Source organism: Bradyrhizobium iriomotense (genome assembly GCF_030160715.1).
Taxonomy (GTDB): Bacteria; Pseudomonadota; Alphaproteobacteria; order Rhizobiales; family Xanthobacteraceae; genus Bradyrhizobium; species Bradyrhizobium iriomotense.
The window spans coordinates 271,425-290,508 of record NZ_BSOW01000002.1 but is presented as its reverse complement, the minus strand read 5'-3'; the positions used below and the strand labels follow the sequence as shown (position 1 = coordinate 290,508).

The 19,084-nt window shown below is 63.8% G+C and carries 19 protein-coding genes and 1 tRNA gene; 13 read left to right on the top strand and 7 right to left on the bottom strand.

All coding sequences use genetic code 11. The features are described from left to right. Nucleotides 1-287: 287 nt before the first annotated feature. The gene (locus tag QQL28_RS03640; RefSeq protein ID WP_284261181.1) at nucleotides 288-1,382 is read left to right on the top strand and encodes an HD domain-containing protein; all 1,095 of its coding nucleotides are present in this window, start codon (nucleotides 288-290) and stop codon (nucleotides 1,380-1,382) included. A gap of 140 nt (nucleotides 1,383-1,522) precedes the next feature. On the opposite strand, the gene QQL28_RS03635 is transcribed toward QQL28_RS03640, so the two are convergent. Next, complete coding sequence (locus tag QQL28_RS03635; protein WP_284261179.1) at nucleotides 1,523-1,942, bottom strand: VOC family protein; 420 nt, start codon at nucleotides 1,940-1,942, stop codon at nucleotides 1,523-1,525. Between the two features lie 103 nt (nucleotides 1,943-2,045). On the opposite strand from QQL28_RS03635, the gene QQL28_RS03630 reads away from it, so the two are divergent. From QQL28_RS03630 to QQL28_RS03615, 4 genes are all read left to right on the top strand, one after another. Beyond that, on the top strand, nucleotides 2,046-3,020 hold the full coding sequence (locus tag QQL28_RS03630; protein ID WP_284261177.1) for a Bug family tripartite tricarboxylate transporter substrate binding protein: 975 nt from the start codon (nucleotides 2,046-2,048) through the stop codon (nucleotides 3,018-3,020). Between the two features lie 259 nt (nucleotides 3,021-3,279). Then, on the top strand, nucleotides 3,280-3,726 hold the full coding sequence (locus tag QQL28_RS03625) for an ArsR/SmtB family transcription factor (protein ID WP_284261175.1): 447 nt from the start codon (nucleotides 3,280-3,282) through the stop codon (nucleotides 3,724-3,726). Next, the gene (locus tag QQL28_RS03620; protein ID WP_284261172.1) at nucleotides 3,609-4,070 is read left to right on the top strand and encodes an SRPBCC family protein; all 462 of its coding nucleotides are present in this window, start codon (nucleotides 3,609-3,611) and stop codon (nucleotides 4,068-4,070) included. Before QQL28_RS03625 ends, QQL28_RS03620 begins: the two co-directional genes overlap by 118 nt. 15 nt (nucleotides 4,071-4,085) lie before the next feature. Then, nucleotides 4,086-4,823: a DUF899 domain-containing protein gene (locus tag QQL28_RS03615; protein ID WP_284261170.1), complete on the top strand. Its 738-nt coding sequence runs from the start codon at nucleotides 4,086-4,088 to the stop codon at nucleotides 4,821-4,823. A gap of 213 nt (nucleotides 4,824-5,036) precedes the next feature. On the opposite strand, the gene QQL28_RS03610 is transcribed toward QQL28_RS03615, so the two are convergent. Then, nucleotides 5,037-6,275 (bottom strand): S1C family serine protease, encoded by a 1,239-nt coding sequence (locus tag QQL28_RS03610; RefSeq protein WP_284261169.1) that lies wholly within the window; start codon nucleotides 6,273-6,275, stop codon nucleotides 5,037-5,039. A 203-nt stretch (nucleotides 6,276-6,478) separates the two neighbouring features. Between QQL28_RS03610 and QQL28_RS03605 the strand changes: the two genes are divergently transcribed. The 4 genes from QQL28_RS03605 to QQL28_RS03590 all read left to right on the top strand — a co-directional run bounded on the left by QQL28_RS03605 (nucleotide 6,479) and on the right by QQL28_RS03590 (nucleotide 8,815). Continuing rightward, nucleotides 6,479-7,096, top strand: a complete 618-nt coding sequence (locus QQL28_RS03605; RefSeq protein WP_284261555.1) for a hypothetical protein — start codon at nucleotides 6,479-6,481, stop codon at nucleotides 7,094-7,096. Beyond that, nucleotides 7,083-7,457, top strand: a complete 375-nt coding sequence (locus tag QQL28_RS03600; RefSeq protein WP_284261167.1) for a transcriptional regulator — start codon at nucleotides 7,083-7,085, stop codon at nucleotides 7,455-7,457. Before QQL28_RS03605 ends, QQL28_RS03600 begins: the two co-directional genes overlap by 14 nt. A 30-nt stretch (nucleotides 7,458-7,487) precedes the next feature. Then, nucleotides 7,488-8,219 (top strand): di-trans,poly-cis-decaprenylcistransferase, encoded by a 732-nt coding sequence (locus tag QQL28_RS03595; RefSeq protein WP_284261165.1) that lies wholly within the window; start codon nucleotides 7,488-7,490, stop codon nucleotides 8,217-8,219. Nucleotides 8,220-8,329: 110 nt separating this feature from the next. After that, complete coding sequence (locus tag QQL28_RS03590; RefSeq protein ID WP_284261163.1) at nucleotides 8,330-8,815, top strand: Crp/Fnr family transcriptional regulator; 486 nt, start codon at nucleotides 8,330-8,332, stop codon at nucleotides 8,813-8,815. Here QQL28_RS03590 and QQL28_RS03585 read toward each other — a convergent pair. Then, nucleotides 8,754-9,581, bottom strand: a complete 828-nt coding sequence (locus QQL28_RS03585; RefSeq protein WP_284261161.1) for a metallophosphoesterase family protein — start codon at nucleotides 9,579-9,581, stop codon at nucleotides 8,754-8,756. The two genes, QQL28_RS03590 and QQL28_RS03585, sit on opposite strands and share 62 nt — an antisense overlap. A gap of 228 nt (nucleotides 9,582-9,809) precedes the next feature. Here QQL28_RS03585 and QQL28_RS03580 point away from each other — a divergent pair, with 228 nt between their 5' ends. Further along, entirely contained in the window at nucleotides 9,810-10,496 is a 687-nt protein-coding gene (locus QQL28_RS03580) for a DNA-3-methyladenine glycosylase I (protein WP_284261159.1), read from the top strand. Between the two features lie 121 nt (nucleotides 10,497-10,617). Here the strand turns inward: QQL28_RS03580 and QQL28_RS03575 are convergent, their stop codons facing one another. After that, entirely contained in the window at nucleotides 10,618-11,514 is an 897-nt protein-coding gene (locus QQL28_RS03575; RefSeq protein WP_284261156.1) for an SDR family NAD(P)-dependent oxidoreductase, read from the bottom strand. Nucleotides 11,515-11,668: 154 nt separating this feature from the next. Between QQL28_RS03575 and QQL28_RS03570 the strand changes: the two genes are divergently transcribed. The 3 genes from QQL28_RS03570 to QQL28_RS03560 all read left to right on the top strand — a co-directional run bounded on the left by QQL28_RS03570 (nucleotide 11,669) and on the right by QQL28_RS03560 (nucleotide 14,553). Further along, the gene (locus tag QQL28_RS03570) at nucleotides 11,669-12,397 is read left to right on the top strand and encodes an SDR family oxidoreductase (RefSeq protein ID WP_284261148.1); all 729 of its coding nucleotides are present in this window, start codon (nucleotides 11,669-11,671) and stop codon (nucleotides 12,395-12,397) included. Between the two features lie 219 nt (nucleotides 12,398-12,616). Beyond that, nucleotides 12,617-12,910: a hypothetical protein gene (locus QQL28_RS03565; RefSeq protein ID WP_348522478.1), complete on the top strand. Its 294-nt coding sequence runs from the start codon at nucleotides 12,617-12,619 to the stop codon at nucleotides 12,908-12,910. A 404-nt stretch (nucleotides 12,911-13,314) separates the two neighbouring features. Continuing rightward, a complete protein-coding gene (locus QQL28_RS03560; RefSeq protein WP_284261143.1) occupies nucleotides 13,315-14,553 on the top strand; it encodes an OmpA family protein in 1,239 nt (412 codons plus the stop codon). A gap of 48 nt (nucleotides 14,554-14,601) precedes the next feature. Here QQL28_RS03560 and QQL28_RS03555 read toward each other — a convergent pair. The 3 genes from QQL28_RS03555 to QQL28_RS03545 all read right to left on the bottom strand — a co-directional run bounded on the left by QQL28_RS03555 (nucleotide 14,602) and on the right by QQL28_RS03545 (nucleotide 18,890). Further along, a tRNA-Arg gene (locus QQL28_RS03555) sits at nucleotides 14,602-14,678 on the bottom strand. A 58-nt stretch (nucleotides 14,679-14,736) separates the two neighbouring features. Next, the gene (locus QQL28_RS03550) at nucleotides 14,737-15,786 is read right to left on the bottom strand and encodes a sensor domain-containing diguanylate cyclase (RefSeq protein ID WP_284261139.1); all 1,050 of its coding nucleotides are present in this window, start codon (nucleotides 15,784-15,786) and stop codon (nucleotides 14,737-14,739) included. Between the two features lie 2 nt (nucleotides 15,787-15,788). Then, the gene (locus QQL28_RS03545; RefSeq protein WP_431309568.1) at nucleotides 15,789-18,890 is read right to left on the bottom strand and encodes a bifunctional diguanylate cyclase/phosphodiesterase; all 3,102 of its coding nucleotides are present in this window, start codon (nucleotides 18,888-18,890) and stop codon (nucleotides 15,789-15,791) included. Between the last annotated feature and the right edge of the window lie 194 nt (nucleotides 18,891-19,084).

Below are 19,084 nucleotides of genomic sequence, written 5' to 3'. Positions count from 1 at the left end.
CTGTCATGCCCCGCGAAGGCGGGGCATCCAGTACGCTGCGGCCTCTCCGTATCCTCGCGCTGTCTCTGGAATACTGGATCACCCGCTTTCGCGGGTGACGACAGCGGTAAGTGTGGCGAAACTTCCCGACCCGCCGGTACTCGGCAAAATCCCTCGAATTTTAACCAACCCCGCAGGTTCCCGTTCAGCACGCGCATTAAGGGCCGGAGAACCTGATTGCAGCTAGGATGGTGCAATCGAGCGTAGTGCTCTTGTCAGTTGCTCTGTCAGTGCCTCTTGGGGAAGCCATGACCGCCTCAGCCAAACCCGCCGCCAAACGCAGGCTCCTGCTGGCCTCCGACCGCAGCGACCAGAGCAGCGAGCTTGCCGACATCCTCCAGTCGGTCGGCGAGGTCTCCACCGTCTCGACCCAGGAGATCCCCGAGCAGCCGGCGCGCGATCTCTCCGGCATCGTCGTCGACATCAACCTGCGCTCGTCCGAGAGCGTGCAGCGGGTGCGCAACAAGCTGCGCGGCGATGCCTATCGCTCGATGCCGCGTCTGTTCGTGCTGGCGGATGCGCTTCACCACGGCACCATGCAGGCCTGGGCGCTGGGCGCCACCGACACGATCTCGCGGCCGCTGCAGCCCGAGGCGATTCTGCAGCGCATCCGCGCCGCGTTTCCGGACACCACCACCTATGACGCCTCCGATCGCGGCAAGACGCTGAACCGCGGTGTCGAGGCGGCGCATGCGGTGCTGGCGAAGATGTTCGAGAAGCTGCCGCTCGGCGTGCCCCTGACCTTCGACGACGTCGTCGCGGCCGAGAGCAAGATCCTCAAGGCCATCAAGCATTCCTCGCTGCGCGAGTGGCTCACCACCGTCGGCTGCCACCATGTCGGCAGCTATCGCCACTGCCTGTTCGTCACCGGCTTTGCGGTTTCCTTCGCGCAGCATCTCGGCATGCGCGAGGACGACCAGCGCCGCCTGACCCGCGCCGCTTTGCTGCACGACGTCGGCAAGGCCTTCGTGCCGACACAGCTTCTGGACAAGCCCGGCAAGCTCACCGACGAAGAGATGGACGAGGTTCGCCAGCATCCGCGTCGCGGTTATGAGGCACTCGCGGCGCAAGGCGGCTTCCCGCCGGAAATGCTCGATGTCGTGCTGCATCACCACGAATTTCTCGACGGCAGCGGCTATCCGAACAAGCTCTCGTCGAACCAGATCAGCGACATCGTTCGGCTGACCACGATCGTCGACATCTACGCTGCGCTGGTCGAGAAGCGCGCCTACCGCATGCCCTTCACGCACTCCCGCGCCTTCTCGATGCTGGAGGGCATGGGCGGCAAGCTGGACCAGCAGCTCGTGCAGGCCTTCCGCCCGGTCGCGCTGGGATCGTTCTGAAGAAGCATTCTCCGCTGCCGCAGGGTGGGTTAGCGAAGCGTAACCCACCGCTTCTCCCACCCGCGGAATGGTGGGTTACGCCTTCCGCCGTCGCGTGTTGAGACAGCCACAACGTCGTCGGCTAACCCACCCTACGAATTCTACCTGCTGCCGTCCTCATACGACGAAATCTCGATCAGGCTGCCGTCCGGATCGCGGCAATAGACCGAGCGCAGCATGCCGCGGGCGCCCTGCTTGGCCACCGGGCCTTCCTCGATCGCGACGCCATGCGCCGTCAGATGCGCCACCACCTCGTCCGGCAGGGCCGTGGTGAGGAAGCACAGATCCTCGCTGCCGGCAGTCTGGTGGTCCGCGGTGAACCACTCCACCTTGTCGGCATCGCGCGGCCGGACGTTGATCTTCTGCTGCCCGAACACCAGCGAGGTCCGCGGCGCTTTGCCGCCGCCCGGGTCGAACACCCTCACTTCCATGCCGAGGATTTTGCGGTACCACTCGGCGGTGCGTGCGACGTCGGCGACGTTGATGACGAGGTGGTCGAGGGCCTGGACCTTGACGGACATGCCTTATCCTTTCGTCGCGATGCGGCTGGCGCACTTCTCGTTGCCGGCGGGCTTTGTTACAACGCGCTGCCTTCAAGAACAACAAACTGGGAGAACACTTCAGATGATCACACGCCGCACTGCGCTGGGCTTGCTCGCCGCCAGTCCGCTTGCAACCGCGCCGCTGTCAAAGGCCTTCGCAGCGGACTATCCGGCGCGGCCGGTGAAATGGGTCGTCGGCTATCCGCCGGGAGGCGCCACCGACATCCTGGCGCGGCTGATCGGCCAGCGGCTGTCGGAAAAATTCGGCCAGCAATTCGTGATCGAGAACAAGCCCGGCGCCGGCAACAACATCGGCACCGAGTCGGTGATCAATGCCGAGCCCGACGGCTACACGCTGCTGCTGGTCAATCCGGCCAACTACATCAACGCCTCGCTCTACGCCAATCTCAAGTTCAACTTCGTGCGCGACGTCGCGCCGGTCGCCTCGTTCCAGCGCGTGCCGAACGTGATGACCGTGAACAAGGACGTGCCGGCGAAGAACGTCGCCGAGTTCATCGAATATGTGATGGCCAATCCCGGCAAGGTGAACATGGCCTCCTCGGGCAACGGCACCTCGGTGCATCTGTCCGGCGAGATGTTCATGGCGATGACCGGCTGCAAGATGCAGCACGTGCCCTATCGCGGCGCGGCGCCCGCGATCACCGACATGCTCGGCGGCCAGGTGCAGGTGATCTTCGACAACATGCCCTCGATCATCCAGCACATTCGCTCCGGTTCGTTGCGCGCGCTCGGCGTCACCACGGCCGACCGCTCCTCGCAGCTGCCCGACGTGCAGGCGATCGCGGAAACCGTTCCGAATTACGAGGCGAGCGCGCTGTTCGGCATGGGCGCGCCGAAGAACACGCCGAAGGAGATCATCGCCAGGCTCAACGGCGAGATCAACACGATCATGAAGGAGCCCGACATGACCAAGCGTCTGGTCGAACTCGGCGGCGAGCCGCTCGTGCAGACGCCGGACACGTTCGGCGACATGATCAAGGCCGAGACCGACAAGTGGAAGAAGGTCGTCGAGTTCGCCGGCCTGAAGGTCGACTAGCGATCTCGGCTGGCGCACGACGCCGATGAAGCCCCGCCGCGAGGCGGGGCTTCTCATATGCGGTCCAGAACCGGTTTCCAAAGCATGATCCGGAAAAGTGTGAAGCGGTTTTCCGAAAAGATCATGCGCAAACAACAACCTAAAGCGCGATGACGATTCATCCTAATCTCATCGCGCTTTAGGCGATCACGTACTCGTGCGGAGGATCATGTGCGCGGTCCCGCTTGACGTCCTCGCGCTTTCGCCTATAGTAAACCATATGGTTAAGTATCAAGACGAGACGTTGGACCGAACCTTTGCGGCGCTGTCCGATCCGACGCGGCGCGCGCTGCTGGCGCGTCTCGTCGAGGAGGACAGCCTGTCGGTGAGCGAGCTGGCCGCGCCGTTTGCGATCTCGCTGCCCGCGATCATGAAGCATCTCGAAGTGCTGTCGGATGCAGGCCTGATCGTGCGGGAGAAGACCGGGCGGACGGTCGCTTGCCGGCTCACCGCGCAGCCGATGGAGCAGGCGATGAACTGGCTCAATCGCTACGCGCGCTTCTGGTCCGAAAATCTCGACCGCCTTGCCGCTTTTGTGGAGGACGACCCATGGCCATCAACCAGGCCGCCGCCCGCGCCGATGAGCGCCCAAGCCTCACCCTCACGCGCCGCTTCCGCGCGCGGCCGGAAAAAGTCTACGCCGCGTGGACGCAGGCCGAGCAGCTAGCACAGTGGTTCGGGCCGCCGAGCATGAAGCCTGCGACGGTGCAGGCCGACCTCGACGTCCGCACCGGCGGCCGCTACCGGATCAGCTTTGTCCGCGACGACGGCGAATATTTCGAGGCCGGCGGGATCTACCGCGAGGTCGTGCCGAACGAGCGGCTGGTGTTCTCCTGGGCCTGGCACTCGACGCCGGAACGCGAATCGCTCGTCACCATCTCGTTCAAGCCCGACAACGGCGGCACGCTGATGATCTTCCATCATACCCAGTTCTTCGACGAAACCGCGCGCGACAACCACCAGCGCGGCTGGAGCTCGTTCTTCGACAAGCTGGTCGAATTCGTCGCCTGATCAACGGAGTTCATCATGCCGCAACATCAGATCGTTTCTCGCCAAGAGTGGATCGCCGCCCGCAAGGCGCACCTGGCGCATGAGAAGGAGTTCAGCAAGGCGCGCGATCGTCTTGCGGAGGAGCGCCGCCGGCTACCCTGGGTCAAGCTCGACAAGACCTATGTGTTCGACGGACCTGCCGGCAAGGTCGCGCTCGCCGATCTCTTCAGGGGGCGTCCGCAGCTCGTCGTGCAGCACGTGATGTTCGCGCCCGACTGGGAGGCGGCCTGCAAGAGCTGCTCGTTCTGGGCCGACGGTTTCGAGCGCATGGTGCCGCATCTGGCCGCGCGCGACACCACCATGGTCGCGATCTCGCTCGCGCCGGTCGAAAAGCTCGAGGCGTTCAAGAAGCGGATGGGCTGGACGTTCGAGTGGGTCTCCTCGGGCGGCAATGACTTCAACCATGACTATGGCGTGACGTTCACGCGCGACGAGATCGACCACGGCGAGCCGAAATACAATTTCGGCACCACGCCGTTTTACGGCCCCGAGCTGCCCGGCATCAGCGTGTTCTTCCGTGACGAGTCAGGGGCGGTCTTCCACACCTATTCGTGCTTTGCCCGCGGTCTCGACATGATGAACGCGGCCTACCAGTATCTCGATCTCACCCCGCTCGGCCGTCACGAGGAAGGCCTGCCCTATCCGATGGACTGGGTGCGCCTGCGCGACCAGTACCAGCCCGATGCGGCGAAGGCAGGGTGTTGCCACGACTGAGGTGATTGGCGTGCCCGATCCGCACTGATACTTGTGGCAGCTGCTATCCACATTCTCGGTGTCATCGCCCGCCTTGTGCGCAATTGCGCACTGGGGCGGGCGATCCAGTATTCCAGAGACAGCGACGGATACGGAGAAGCCGCGGCGTACTGGATTCCCCGCCTTCGCGGCGAATGACAGCCGTGCTTGTTGCAAACGTGCATTCCATAGCACCTACCGCTTCGCGTCGACCTGCTCTGTCCCCGTGCAAGAGATCAGCATCGTATAGGCGCGGGCATTGCCGGCGATGTCGGTGGTCTTGAGCTCGCCTTTCGGCTCGGCGGTCTGGTAGGGCACCACGGAATTGTCGAGGAAATCGCGCAACGCGCCGGTCTTGATGGCGAAGTTGATGTTTTCGGGAATGGTCCCGGTCGCCTTGATCATAGTTCTGGCATCGAGCTTCGCCACGACGACACCGACCACCTGGCCCGATGTATCGAACAGCGGGCCCCCGCTGTTGCCCGGTTGAACCGCCGCACTGATCTGGAGGTGCCTTGTGTCGTTGAGAAGACCGCTCAGCGAGCTCACGATGCCCGTCGTGACCGTGAAGTCGGAGGTCAGGAGGCCGTGATACGGAAATCCGATTGCAACGACCGAATCGCCCGACCGGATCGAGCGGTCGCGGATCCTGACATAGTCCTTGAAGGTCGTGGTCGCCGGAGCCTGAAGCAGAGCGAGATCATTGATCGCATCGCGCGAGACCACGCGCAGCACCATCGCCGCCTCGCCGGCGAGATTGCCCTTGATGTCGCCGATGCAGCCGTCAATCACGTGATGATTGGTCACGATGTGCCCGCTGGTGCTGACCACGAAGCCCGTGCCGCTGAAGCTGGCCGTCTTGCCGGGCTTGCCGGCAGGCGGCGCCGGCTTGTCAGCGGCCGCCGGCTTTGCAGCGACCTTGGCGAAATCGCCGGCCTTGTCGAGCCCGTCGGCTTTCACCCTGGTCATGCAATTGCTGATCGCCGCGATGACGGGCGCCGTTGAGGTCAGCTGGAATTGCAAGACGGTGCGGCCGGCCGTTGCCACCATCAGGCTCGCCTTCTGAAACGATCGCACGACATTCGGCGGCATGATCGAGGTGAGCATGTTGGGCTGATTGGCCGTGGCAAACACGCGCGCCTGCTCCTGGCCGTCGAAGATCACGTCGATCGCGGCGTTCTCGCCCTTGTTGAATTTGTAGCCGGGACTGGCGAAGCTCAGCAGCCACGAGCCATTCGTATTCTGACCGACGACAAGGATGACGCCATTCTCATAGGGCGCCGTTGCCGCGCAATGCGAGAAGGCGCCGGTCTGGTCGTTGCTGAACGCGCCGCCGATCCAGTTGCCGATCTTGATGGTGCCGAACGGCCCCGCGGCATGCGCAAGCCCGACGAGACACACCTGCAAGATGCAGGCGACAGCCCACTTCAACATCGTAAAGCCCCCGGTACGCTTCGGAGCGCATCTTACCCGTCGGATCGAGTTGAAGGCAACCGGCAGTTGTCCGGCGCCGGCCGTCGCCCGGTCGGACGACGGCGCCCTTGCTTTTACTTTGCGATACGGTATACTTTGCATCACAAAGTAAGCGACGCGCCCCGAAATGGGATGCGAGGGTGGAACGAGGTTCGACGTTGCAGATGCGCGATCTCGACAAGGCGCTGGCGGATATCGTGGCGATCCGCAGCCAGATCGCAGCCGGCACCGCCTTTCGCGGCTATGGTCCCGCGACGATGGTCGCAACCGGCGCGCTCGCGCTGCTCACCGCCATCCTGCAATATCTGCTCATCGATAACCCGACCACTGATCCGCTCGCGTTCTTCCTCGGCTGGGGTGTTGCGGCGGCACTCGCAGGCGTCACGATCTGGATCGAGATGCGCGCACGCTCGCGCCGCCATCACTCCGGTCTTGCCGATGCGATGATCTATCAGGCGGTTGAGCAGTTCTTGCCGGCCGGCGTCGCCGGCGTGCTGCTCGCGGTGGTGCTGTGGAGGTTCTCGGCCGAAACGCTCTGGCTGTTGCCGGGCCTGTGGCAGATCCTGGTGTCGCTCGGCATTTTTGCCTCCGTCCGCTCGCTGCCACGCAGCGTGGCGCTGGCGGGCGCCTGGTATTTCGTGTCGGGCTTCGCGGTCGTCGTGCTGGCGAGCCGGACCCACACGCTCTCGCCCTGGACCATGGGCCTGCCCTTCGTGATCGGGCAGTCGGTGATGGCCGTCATTCTCTATGTTGCGTCCGGAGACCATGATGTCGAAGATTGAAAGCGCGCCTTTCTCCTATGAAGGGCTCGACCGCGTCATCCACGAGAAGGCGAGGCTGGGCCTGCTGACCTCGCTGATGGCGCATCCGAAGGGACTCGCCTTCGCCGATCTCAAGCAGCTTTGCGGCCTGACCGACGGCAATCTCAGCCGGCATCTCGCCGTGTTGCAGGAGGCCGGCCTCGTCGACGTGACCAAGGGCTACGAGGGCAACCGTCCTCACACCACCTGCCGGCTGACCAAGGCTGGCCGCCGCCGCTTCCTGGACTATCTCGCTGTGCTCGAACGCCTGGTGCGCGATGCCGCCAAGGCCGCCGGCCGCGAGGCGCCACCGCTCGGCCGCCTCGGCATCATCTCGACCTGATCACCCCTTTTTTTGACCGGAGACTTTGCAATGCAAAGTGACGTCACGCCAGCCAACGAAAAGCTTCACGTCGGCATCATCATGGACGGCAACGGAAGATGGGCGACACGGCGCGGCCTGTCGCGCGTCCGCGGCCACGAGGCCGGCGTCGAGACGATCAGGCGCATCGTCGAAGCGGCACCCAAGCAAGGGATAGGCACGCTGACGCTCTATGCGTTCTCGACCGACAATTGGCGCCGGCCCAAGGCCGAGGTCGCAGCGCTGATGACGCTGCTCCGCTTCTATCTCGCCAACGAGGTGCAGAGTCTCGTCAAGAACGGCGTACGGCTCTCCGTGATCGGCCGCCGCGATCGCCTGCCCGAGGGCATTGCCGCGGCGATAGCCGGCGCCGAGCGCGTGACTGCCCACGGCCACGCGCTGCATTTGCGCATCGCCGTCGACTATTCGGCGCGCGACGCCATCCTCAACGCCGCCGCGAAGGCGGCCGCGCTGACGAGCCTGACCCGCGAGGCCTTCTCGCAGCTCGTCACCGGCGAGGTCGGTTTGCGCGACGTCGATCTGATCATCCGCACCTCCGGCGAAAAGCGGCTGTCCGACTTCCTGTTGTGGGAAGGCGCCTATGCCGAGCTGCATTTCACCGAGCGGATGTGGCCCGAATTCGATAGCGCCGATCTTGCCGATGCGCTCGCTTCCTTCCATCGCCGCGAACGCCGCTTCGGCGGCTTGCAATCCCTGCCGCTGGAGCCCGCGCCGAGCCTTTGACGCGATGCGGTATGGTGGCCGATGCCGAAAAGTTGAGCAGCTTCGCCGCTATTATCCCTTCGACGCCGATCGCGCCGGTGCCTAGTCTGGCTGCGACAGGGATTTTCGATATGCGCGCAGTGCTGGACTATTGCAGTGGCGGAACGCAGCGGCAGGTACCGGCCGGTACGCTGATCCTGACCGAGGGCGGCGCCTCCGGGCACCTCTACGTGCTGGTGGAAGGCAAGCTCGAGGTGATCAAGGGCGGCACCGTGGTTGCGACCATCACTGACCCCGGCGACGTGTTCGGCGAGATGTCGGTTCTGCTGCAGCAGCCGCATACGGCGACGGTGCGTGCGTCTGCCGATTCCGTCATCTACGAGTTCGAGGATGCCGCATCAGTCCTGATCCAGGAGCCGGCGATCACGCTCATGCTGGCGCGCAAGCTGGCGCAGCGGCTCAACGTCGCCAACACCTATCTCGCCGATCTCAAGCGGCAATATGCGGGGCAGGGCAATCATCTGGCGATGGTCGGCGAGGTCCTGCAAAGCATGATCAACCTGCCGCCGCAGGAGGTTTCGCCAGGCTCGGATCGGCAATCCGATCCAAGAATGTGAGCCAGTCGGGCGGCTCGGCGATCGCCGCCGCGGGTCGCTGCAGCGGTGCATCGAGATCGATCCATTGCGCTTCGCCTGCCGCGAGCCAGAACGCCTTGTCCGCGTCGAGATCGAGCACGATGTGGGTCGGCGGCCGGCCGTGCTGGAGCCCGGCATTGAACACCCAGGTGCTGCCGAGCCGGTCGTACCATGAGCCGTCGGTGATGAAGGGCGATTGGTGCACATGGCCCGAGATCACCGTCGCCGGCTGGTATTGCGTGATCCATTGCACGAGATCGACGTCGCCGAAGAAGCGCTTGCCGCCCCAGCTCGTCGGCGAATTCGCTGGCGGCGCGTGATGCGCCCAGATCCAGCGCCGCGGTCGCCGCGCGGCGTCCTCGCGGAGCTGTTCGGCGATGCGCGCCTTGACCATCGGGCCGTCCCACCACGGGCAGACCGTGAACAGCGTGTCGCCGATCCCAAGGCTGTCGCCGTCGCAGGCAATGCCGAGTTGGCGGACGTCGGCGATCCAGCGCGAGATCTTCTCGCCCTCGGCGCTGCGCTCATCGAGGTCATGATTGCCCGAGCACAGGATCACGCGCGTCTGGCGCACCAGCATCGCGAGGTATTTCTTCACCACCACGATCTGCGCGCGGAAATCGACCATCGACGAGATGTCCAGCGCATCGCCGGCGAAGATCACGAGGTCGAATTGCGGTGCCGCGCTGACGAGCCAGTCGAGCTGCGGCAGCGAGTAATGCAGGTCGGCGACGACCAGGCAGCGCATTGAAAATCCGTCAGGTCAGATAATGGAAAAATGAGAAAGCGCCGGGAATTGCTCCGCTTAGGAAAGCAAGAAGCAGACCAGCGGAGCCGGTTTGCGGCCGCGGCAAATTGGCAGGAGGTCGTCACAGCATGTTGCGGCGCATTGCCGGCTGCAACTGTCCGGTCCCTCCGGGCTGGACCTTCCCAGTGAAGTCTGGTGTCGTAACGCAACCTCATGGCAGGTGACCGCATGACCTCGTTCAAAACCATTCGTGCCCGGGCCGAGAAGCGCAAGGGCGGGCCGAAGCAGTTGGAGAAGCTGCTGCCGGCGAAGCCCGACGCAAAGGCGCTCGCCAAATTGCCTGACGATCGCATCCTCGCGGAGATGACGAAGCGGGTATTTTGCGCCGGCTTTGCCTGGAGCGTGATCGATTCGAAATGGGACGGCTTTGAGCAGGCCTTTCTGCGCTTCCAGCCGGCCAAGCTGAGCTTTCAGCCTGAGGACTACTGGGAAGGCCTGATGCGCGACGCCCGCATCGTGCGCAACGGTGCGAAGATATTGTCGGTGCGCGAGAACGCCGCCTTCCTGCAGGAGATCTCGAAGGAGCACGGCAGCTTCGGCAAGTTCCTGGCGAAATGGCCGTCCTCGGACGAGGTCGGCTTGCTCGATCTCCTCACCAAGCGTGGCAGCAGGCTCGGGGGCAATACCGGCCAGATGCTGCTGCGCTTCGTCGGCTGGGACGGTTTCGTCACCTCCAAGGACGTCGTCGCGTGCCTGCGCGATGCCGGCCTCGACATCGCCGAGGAGGTGAAGTCGAAGGGGGATCTCGCCAAGGTGCAGGCGCAGTTCAACGCCTGGGCCACGGAGACGGGCTTGCCCTTTACGCACCTCTCGCGCATCTGCGCGCTGTCGGCCGGGGAAAACCGCGGGGAGTGACGACCGCAGCGGGAAAGCCTTTAGAGCATGATCCGGAAAAGTGTGAAGCGGTTTTCCGAAAAGATCATGCTCAAACAATAACCTGAAGCGCGATGACGATTCATCCCAATCTCATCGCGCTTTAGGCGGCGACCCGCACGCCTGCCTTCGACACCAAGGCTTCCGAAGCCGCGATGAATGCGTCCGCGTACGAACTCTCCGTCAGCTTCGGTGAGGGCAGGACCGCCTGACCCTTGCGGTCGAACATGGCGCCGCTATGCCCTTCGATGTCGGGCGTGACGAGCAGCGGTGCGACCCGCTCCACATACTCCTCCGCGCTGGCGGACATCAGCCCCGTCATGCATTCGATGAAACGGTAGAGCATCGTCCTGCCACCGAACAGGTTGCTCCGGATGTCGCTCTTGATGAAGCCCGGATTGAGCCCGAAAAAGCCTGCATTCCGGTAGCGCCTTGCCGCCGCGAGCACGAGGGCCTCGTTGCCCGCCACCGTGTTCATATGCGCCGCCCAGCGGCCATAGGATTTTTCGGCGTTCAGGTCGCTGATGTCGCCGGCTTGACCGTTGCCAGGGAAACCCATGATGAAGACGCGCGGCTTCACCCTGGCCGCAGGTCGGCCCATTCCCAGGCGCGGCGCGATCTCGCGAAGGATGACCAGCCGGCTCAGGTAGCTGATCGCCATGTCGCGCTCGATATGCTCGGCAGTCTCCTCGCGCTTGGGTCCGGCCATGATACCGGTCGTAAAGATCACCGCATCGAGCGTCTCGGCGGGCAATGCTCTGCCGACGCGCTGGGCCTCGCTCATCAGGCTCAGGTCCGCCTTGACGAACTTGATCTGCGGAATGGCGGAATCGCGAAAGGTCTGCCCGACCACCACGACGCTTGCGCCGCGGGACGCCAGGAAACGGCTGAAGGCGCGGCCGATGCCGCCCGTTCCGCCGACGACTGCGACCTGCATTCCCCTGAGGTCGAGGCTGGCGGCATCTTCGCGGCGCCACGTCACGCTCTTGTCGCGCTTCACTATCACAGACTCCTTCGTGCCACGTCGTTCCCGTATCGTGGCTGGATTGATGGAAAACGAGACGCTTAGATGGGCCGGGCTTCGATCGCGCTGAAGTGAGAAGAATAGAAATGATCGTTCCAATAATGGAGCAATGAACCGAAGGAGGAAGGCCATGGCAGGAGATCTGGAGGGCAAGGTTGCCGTCGTGACGGGGGCCGCGTCTGGCATCGGATTGGCGAGCACCGAGGCGATGCTGGCCGCAGGCGCGCGCGTGGTGCTGGTCGACCGCGACGCCGCAGCGCTGAAGGCGATCTGCGACAGGCATGGCGATGCAGCGATCGCTCTTCTCATCGACCTGCTCGACCCCAGGGATTGCGCCACCCTGCTGCCGCGCGTCCTGGAACAGACCGGCCAGCTCGACATCCTCCACGCCAACGCGGGCACGTATGTCGGCGGCGACCTCGTCGATGCCGACAGCGGAGCAATCGACCGGATGCTGAACCTGAACGTCAACGTCGTGATGAAGAACGTACACGACGTGCTCCCTCACATGATCGAACGCCGGGCCGGCGACATCATCATCACGAGCTCGCTGGCGGCGCATTTCCCGACGCCGTGGGAGCCGGTCTATGCGTCGTCCAAATGGGCGATCAACTGCTTCGTGCAGACGGTACGGCGCCAGGTGTTCAAGCACGGCATCCGCGTCGGGTCGATTTCGCCCGGTCCCGTCATCACCGCGCTGCTCGCGGACTGGCCGGCGGAGAAGCTGCAGGAAGCGAGGGACTCCGGAAGCCTGCTCGAGGCCAGCGACGTCGCTAATGTGGTGATGTTCATGCTGACGCGGCCACGCGGCATGACCATCCGCGACGTGGTCATGCTGCCGACCAATTTCGATCTCTAGCGGCCTGTGGCGGTCCCGCGGCGGATCGTCCCAATCGTGCACATGGTGCGGCAATCTCGCGCCGTAAGCGCGGCGTATGAAACCGTGCCTCTTCGAATGCATCGCGAAGGAACATTTGTCCGCGCGCCTTGTTCGGGAGTCTGAGCCGGGCGGACAGGCCGATGGGCGACCGCCATGGACAAGCCGAAACACCGCATCAGCAAGAAAATGGAGCGGCTCATGAAGCTGAACGCCATCCAGGTCAAGGAAACCCTGAAACAGTTGGGCGCCCAGGTGCTTCCCGATGGACACCCGGCCGTGCCTCAACTCAACAGCCTGTTCGGAGACCACACGTTCTTCGTCGACGAGAGCGGGCTGAAGGTGCTGGAGCCCACCGATTCATCCGAGATGGGGAGCCGGACCGGCGAAGTCGTCAGTCTCGCCGACTGGAGCGATCCCGAACTGACCAGCCTCCGGGCGCACGAGCCGGAGCCGACCGGCGTGATCGTAGTGTTCGAGCCGAGCAAGCACTGACTAAGTCAAGCACTGACTAAGTCTTGGGAAGTTCGATGGGCAACGGGTAGGCAAATTGCCGTCGCCTGGGAGGGTGATATTTTCCCGTGCGACGGCGAACTGCCAAGCTTCGGCCTGTGAACGGAAAAGAACGGCGCCAAACTTTTTTATCGGTCCAGTACCCGAACGCCAGCGGCCGAAGCTGCCGATTTACCCTGGGCCGCTTGGGCGTCGCGTCGCCGCCACTCCAGGACATCGGCGATCTCCGAGCCTCTTGACGCGTGGACGAACGCGTGGAACCGTTCGCACCTTGCGGCCATCGGATTTCTCGCTTGGTCGTTTAGCCATGTCTGCATTTCGGCATGTCTCGTCGTGAGACGGGCGCCAAATTCACTACTCAAATTCGCTACTTGAAAGGCTTACGCGTGAAATTCCCGCTGCATTTGACGGTCGCCATCCTTGCTCTCGTTGCTTCGACGCCGGCTTGGGCGCTCAAAGGCCTTCCCGAGTCCATTCAGTTGCCGCCAAGTGTGACGTTCAAGAATTCGGATCGTAATGTCGACGTCGAAGAATTTGGCCAGGCGGAGTTTCTGATCGAAAAGAATGCGGAAGGCTTCGATCAACGGATCGTGCAGCAGGGCAAGCACACCCAGAGCGTTCTGCACATGATTCCGCGGCCGAAGCCCGATGACAGCAACAAGACGTGGCAGGAGATCAAGCCCTACTGGCTCAAGGGTGGCTGGCAGATCGTGCGCGAGTGGGAAAATGGCGCGACACTGAAACGTGCCCAGGGCGGAACGGAAGTATGGGTAACGTTCAATGTCGCCAATGATTTCGACGAGATGCAGCTCGATATCGTCGAAGTGGGCGGCGCGAAGGTCTTGCTGACCCTGCGGGCACCCAGCGCCACGCCGGAAAAGGTCGGCGACAAGGACGACTTTCCCTATCTTGCCCGCTTCCCGGGGACGACGCTCAAAGCGACCAGCCAGGATCCGTCGCCGCTTGATGTCACGGTGCCGCAGAAGGATCAGGAAAGAGTGCTGGCGGGGACCGGACAGGCCATCAAGACGTATGGGTATCCTGCGAGCGTGTCGGTGCTGCAATTCATTACGGCCTACCGTGAAGCGCTCGCCAAAGCCGGCTGGCAGGTTCTATTTGAAAGCCAGGGCCTCAATCAGTCGGACGGCATTCTGCTTGCGCATTACACGCAAGGGGGCCGGGACATCTGGGTCTCCATGCATATGGGCGCCGGTGAAATCGGCGTGGCCGTGGCGGATGCCGGCGCGGACGACCTCGCCGCGCGTCTCGACAAGGACTGCCACGTGCCGCTCTACGGCGTGCATTTCGATTTCAACAAGGCGATCCTGCGGGACGAGTCCGAGCCGCTGCTCAACCGCGTGCTGACCACGCTCAAGGGCCAGCCAAAGCTGACGGTCGAGCTGCAGGGACACACCGACAATGTCGGCAGTGACGACTACAATCTCAAGCTGTCCGGCGCTCGCGCGCAGGCCGTCATGCAATGGCTGGTCGCGCACGGCACCGAAACGTCCCGGGTGAGCACGCAGGGCTATGGCAAGAGCCGGCCGGTCGCTTCCAACGACAGCGACGAGGGACGGGCGAAGAATCGGCGCGTCGAACTCGCGCGCAAGGGATGCCAGCGTTGACGGGGTCCAAGTCGCGACTGACCTGCGAGGTCGCGCGAACGTTCTGATTGGCGCACCCGACACGATTCGAACGTGTGACCTTTGCCTTCGGAGGGCAACGCTCTATCCAGCTGAGCTACGGGTGCAGCGAGGCTCCATTTAGCTGATTGGCGCGGGGTGGGCAACCTCCGCTCGGCATTCTTGTCAGCCCCGGCCGGACCTGCGGGCCGCCTGGGCCGGAACCTCCCGAATCCCGAGGCGGGCGAATTCGGCCAGCATCGTTTCGGCGGAGATGACACGGTTGCGGCCGAGCCGTTTGGCGGCGTAGAGCGCCTGGTCGGCCGCCCCAAGCAGCCGGTCCGGACGGTTGTCGCTCTCGCCGGGGACGTGGCTTGCGACGCCGACGCTGAGCGTGACGTGGTCGCCGGCGCCCTCCGCGCCATGGGCGATCCGCAAGTCCATGACCGCACGGCGGATCTGCTCGGCGAGGGCGCAGGCGGTCTCGCAATTCATCTCCGGCAGGATCATCGCGAACTCCTCGCCGCCATAGCGGGTCGCAAGGTCCAGCGGGCGGGCGGCGTGGGCGCGCACGACGTTGGCGACTGCGCGCAGGCATTCGTCGCCGGTCTGGTGGCCGTGCAAATCGTTGAACAGCTTGAAATGATCGACGTCGACGAACAGCAGCGAGAGCGGCAGCTGCGTCAGCTGTGCGCGCGACCATTCGGTCATCAGCATCTGGTCGAAGGAACGGCGGTTGGAGAGCCCGGTCAGCCCGTCCTTGCTGGCGAGCTCCTTCAGCGCCATCTCGGCTCGCTTCTGGTCAGTCAGGTCGCGCAGGGTTTCGACCACCGCGATCAGATTGCCGGCCTCGTCGTGGATCGGGCCGGCGTCGATCGCAAGATAAAGCTGGTTGCCGAGCTTCGGCATCATGCACCAGTTCTCGGCGCCGAAGCCGAGCCCGTTGTGCCCGCGCGCGGCGTATTCGGAATAGAGCTCCGGCAACCGCTCGGGCAGATCGAGTGCGACGAGGTCGGCCAGGCAATAGCGCTTCTTCTCGTAGAAGGCCTGCCAGTGCTTGCTCGTGCCGATCACTTCGGAGGCGGCAACGCCGGTGAGGCGCTCGCAGGCTCTGTTCCAGATCACGACGCGGCGCTTGGGATCGATCACGAAGGTCGGGACCACAAGATGCTGCATCAGTCGCACGGCATAGGAATGCGCGACGTCGAAATGCTTGGGGGAAGCGGGCTTCGCCATCTTCAGGCCACCGCCGCCACGCGTGGGCTGCTCGGGCCGAACAGTTTTCGCACCTCGCTTGCGGCCTTCGGCGCGCTGAACAGATAGCCCTGCATCTCCGTGCAGCCGAGGTTGCGCAGCATCTCGCGCTGCGCCTCGGTCTCGACGCCTTCGGCGACGGTCGTCATGTCGCTGGCGCTGGCGATGTTGACCACTGCCTGCACGATGACCGGCGCGCCGCTGGTCTCCGCGATGTCGGCGACGAAGCATCGGTCGATCTTGATCTTGTCGAACGGGAAACGCTTTAGATAGCTCAGCGACGAATAGCCGGTGCCGAAATCGTCGAGCGCAATGCGCACGCCGATCGAGCGGAGCTGATGCAGGATCGCAAGCGCAGCCTCGTCGTCGCGGATCAGCACGGCCTCGGTGATCTCGAGCTCGAGGCGGCAGGGATCGAGACCGGAGGCGGCGAGCGCGCCGGCAATCTTCAGCGCCAGCGTCTCGCATTTGAGCTGCACCGGCGAGACGTTGACGGCAAGCCGTACATGCGAGGGCCAGCTCGCGGCCTCGCTACAGGCCGTGCGCAACACCCAGTCGCCGAGCTCGTTGATCAGGCCGGTGTCTTCCGCCACGGGAATGAACTCGGCCGGCGATACCATGCCGCGCTCGGGGTGACGCCAGCGCAACAGCGCCTCGCAGCCGGAGACCTCACTGGTTCGCAAATTGACCAGTGGCTGGTAGTGCAGCTCGAAGCCGCCATTGACCATGGCCTGACGCAGGTCCTGCTCCATGGCCAGGCGCGCCTTGGCACTCGCATCCATCGACGGCACGAAGAAGCGATAGGTGCGGCGTCCCTCGGCCTTGGCGCCGTACATCGCGAGGTCGGCATTCTTGATGAGCTGGTCGAGATCGGCGCCGTCCTGCGGCGCCAGCGCGATGCCGATCGAGGCATCGGTCGAGAGCTGATGGCCGAGACAGTGGTAGGGCCGCCGGATCGCCTCGTGGATCTGCGTCACGAAAGCCAGCACGTCGGCCGAGGTCTCGACCTTGGTCTGGATCACCGCGAACTCGTCGCCGCCAAGGCGCGCGATGAGGTCATCCGGCTTGAGGCAGCTGCGGATGCGGGCCGCGACCGCTTTCAAAAGCTCGTCGCCGACGTGATGACCGAGCGAATCGTTGATGCCCTTGAACTCGTCGACGTCGATATAGAGCAGCGCGAACTGCTCGCCGTTCGCGATCTTCTCGAGCTCGCGCTCGATCTGCTCGCGGAACAGCACCCGGTTCGGCAGATCGGTCAGCGCGTCGTAATGCGCCATATGCGCGATCTTCTCGTCGGCCTGCCGCCGCGCCGTGACGTCCTCGATGACGTTGATGATGTAGCGCGGCTCGCCGGCGTTGTCGCGAATGCCGATGCGTTTGGAGATGACATAGCGGTGACCGTCGGTGCGCTTTTTCCAGGCCTGCTCCTCCACGAAGCGCTCGTCGGGTGACCGCAGCAGACGGTCGTCGTCGCGCGTGACGATCTTGGCATCCGATTCCGGGAGAATGTCGAAAACGGTCTTGCCGACGATCGATCCACCGGATTCTCCGAGCACCTCTTCGGCGATCCGGTTGACCAGCAGATATTGCCGCGTGTGCGCGTCCTTCACCGTGATCTGCGAGGGGATATGATCGATGATCTCGCGCAGGAAGGTGTAGTTGCGGTCGCGCTCGTGCTCCAGGTTGCGCCGCTCGGTGATCTCCTCGATCGTGGCGACCCATCCGCCCTGCGCAAGTGGAGTGTTGATGACCTGGAAGGCGCGGCCGTTCGAGAACTCGTGGATTCTTGTCGAGACCTTGCCTTCGGCGACGACCCTCATGACGCCGGTGCAGAATTCTTCGACGTCTCCGTCGAACGTCCCGCGCTCCTTGCGATGATACATCGCCTCATGGATGTGACAGCCGGGTTTGATGACGTCGTGGGACAGGCCGAACATGTCGGCATAGCGCCGGTTGCAAGTGACGATGTGGCCCGTGGCGTCGTAGAGGAGCAGGCCCTGCGACATGTTGTTCAGGGCAGTGTCGAGCTGCAATCTTTCGGACTCGATCCGCGCTTGCGTCTCGCGGCTCTGGCGGCTGATCTGGCGAATGATGAGATAGAGTGTGAGCGCAATGATGGTCGCCGCCAGCGTGGCCGCGATGATCATGAAGCGGGTTTGCTCGCGCCAATCGGCAAGCGCCGATTCCACCGTGTTGGTGGCGATGACGATGATCGGGAAATGTGCAAGCGGCGCACCGGCACCCAGCCGCCCCTGGCCGTCGATCGGGCTCTTCTCGATCCGCAGCGTCTGCCGGCCGCCCTTGGCCGCAATCTTCTGCAGCAACGGCCCGTTGGCGTAGCTCTTTCCGATCAGCTCCTCGACATGCGGGTAGCGCGCCAGCATCGTGCCGCTGCGGTCGAACAGCGAGATGGCCGCGCCGCTGCCGAGCGCGACGGAGGAGAAATATTTCTGATAGCTCGCAGGATCGATCCGGCGCACCATGATGCCGAGCAGTTCGCCCTGCGGGCTCGTCAGCCGGCGTGCCACCACCGTGGTCCACTTGCCGATGAGAAGGCTGCGCACGGTCTCCAGCAGCACCGGCTCGGACTGGGGATTGGATTTGAAGGTCTGGAAATAGGCCCGCGACGAGATGTTGAGCTTCGGCAGCGGTTCGTTGCGCGACCAGTTGATGATGTCGCCGCTGGTGTCATAGATCGCGATGTCGCCGAGATAGTTCACGGCGCTGATCTTGTTTGCGAGCATGCGATGGGCTTCATCGCTCGACATGCGCTCGCGGAACATCTCGGGCGAGCTGACCTCCGGCAGGTTCATCTGCGCGATCAGGTCGGCTGCGACGGTCTCGGAATCCTCGAACTGCTGATCGAAGTGACGGGTCAGCAACAGGACGGTGTTTTCCAGCTCGCGTTCGTTGTTGACGAGCGCGCGTTCGCGGAAGTCGCCGATCACCGTGGTGGTGATGACGAAGATGCCGGCCACCAGCAGCGCGCCGCACAGCGTCAGCCACAGCACGGGACCGCGCCTTACGGCAGCGTCCCAGCCGCCTTGCGCGGCCCCGGATATTCTCCTCGTGATCGTGGACGACATCCGGCGTATTCCCCCTCCCTGGGGGAATACGCATACAATGCACAAATGGCCCAAACCTTAGGAAAGCCGGTTACCCAAGCTTTAATCCGTTACCGCAGGGGGAGTCCGCTTCGGCAAGCGATGAATGACGCTCCGTCGCTTCAGGGTTGTGCGTTGCACATGAAGCGAGGGCGCCGCATCGTTAATGCGCGCTT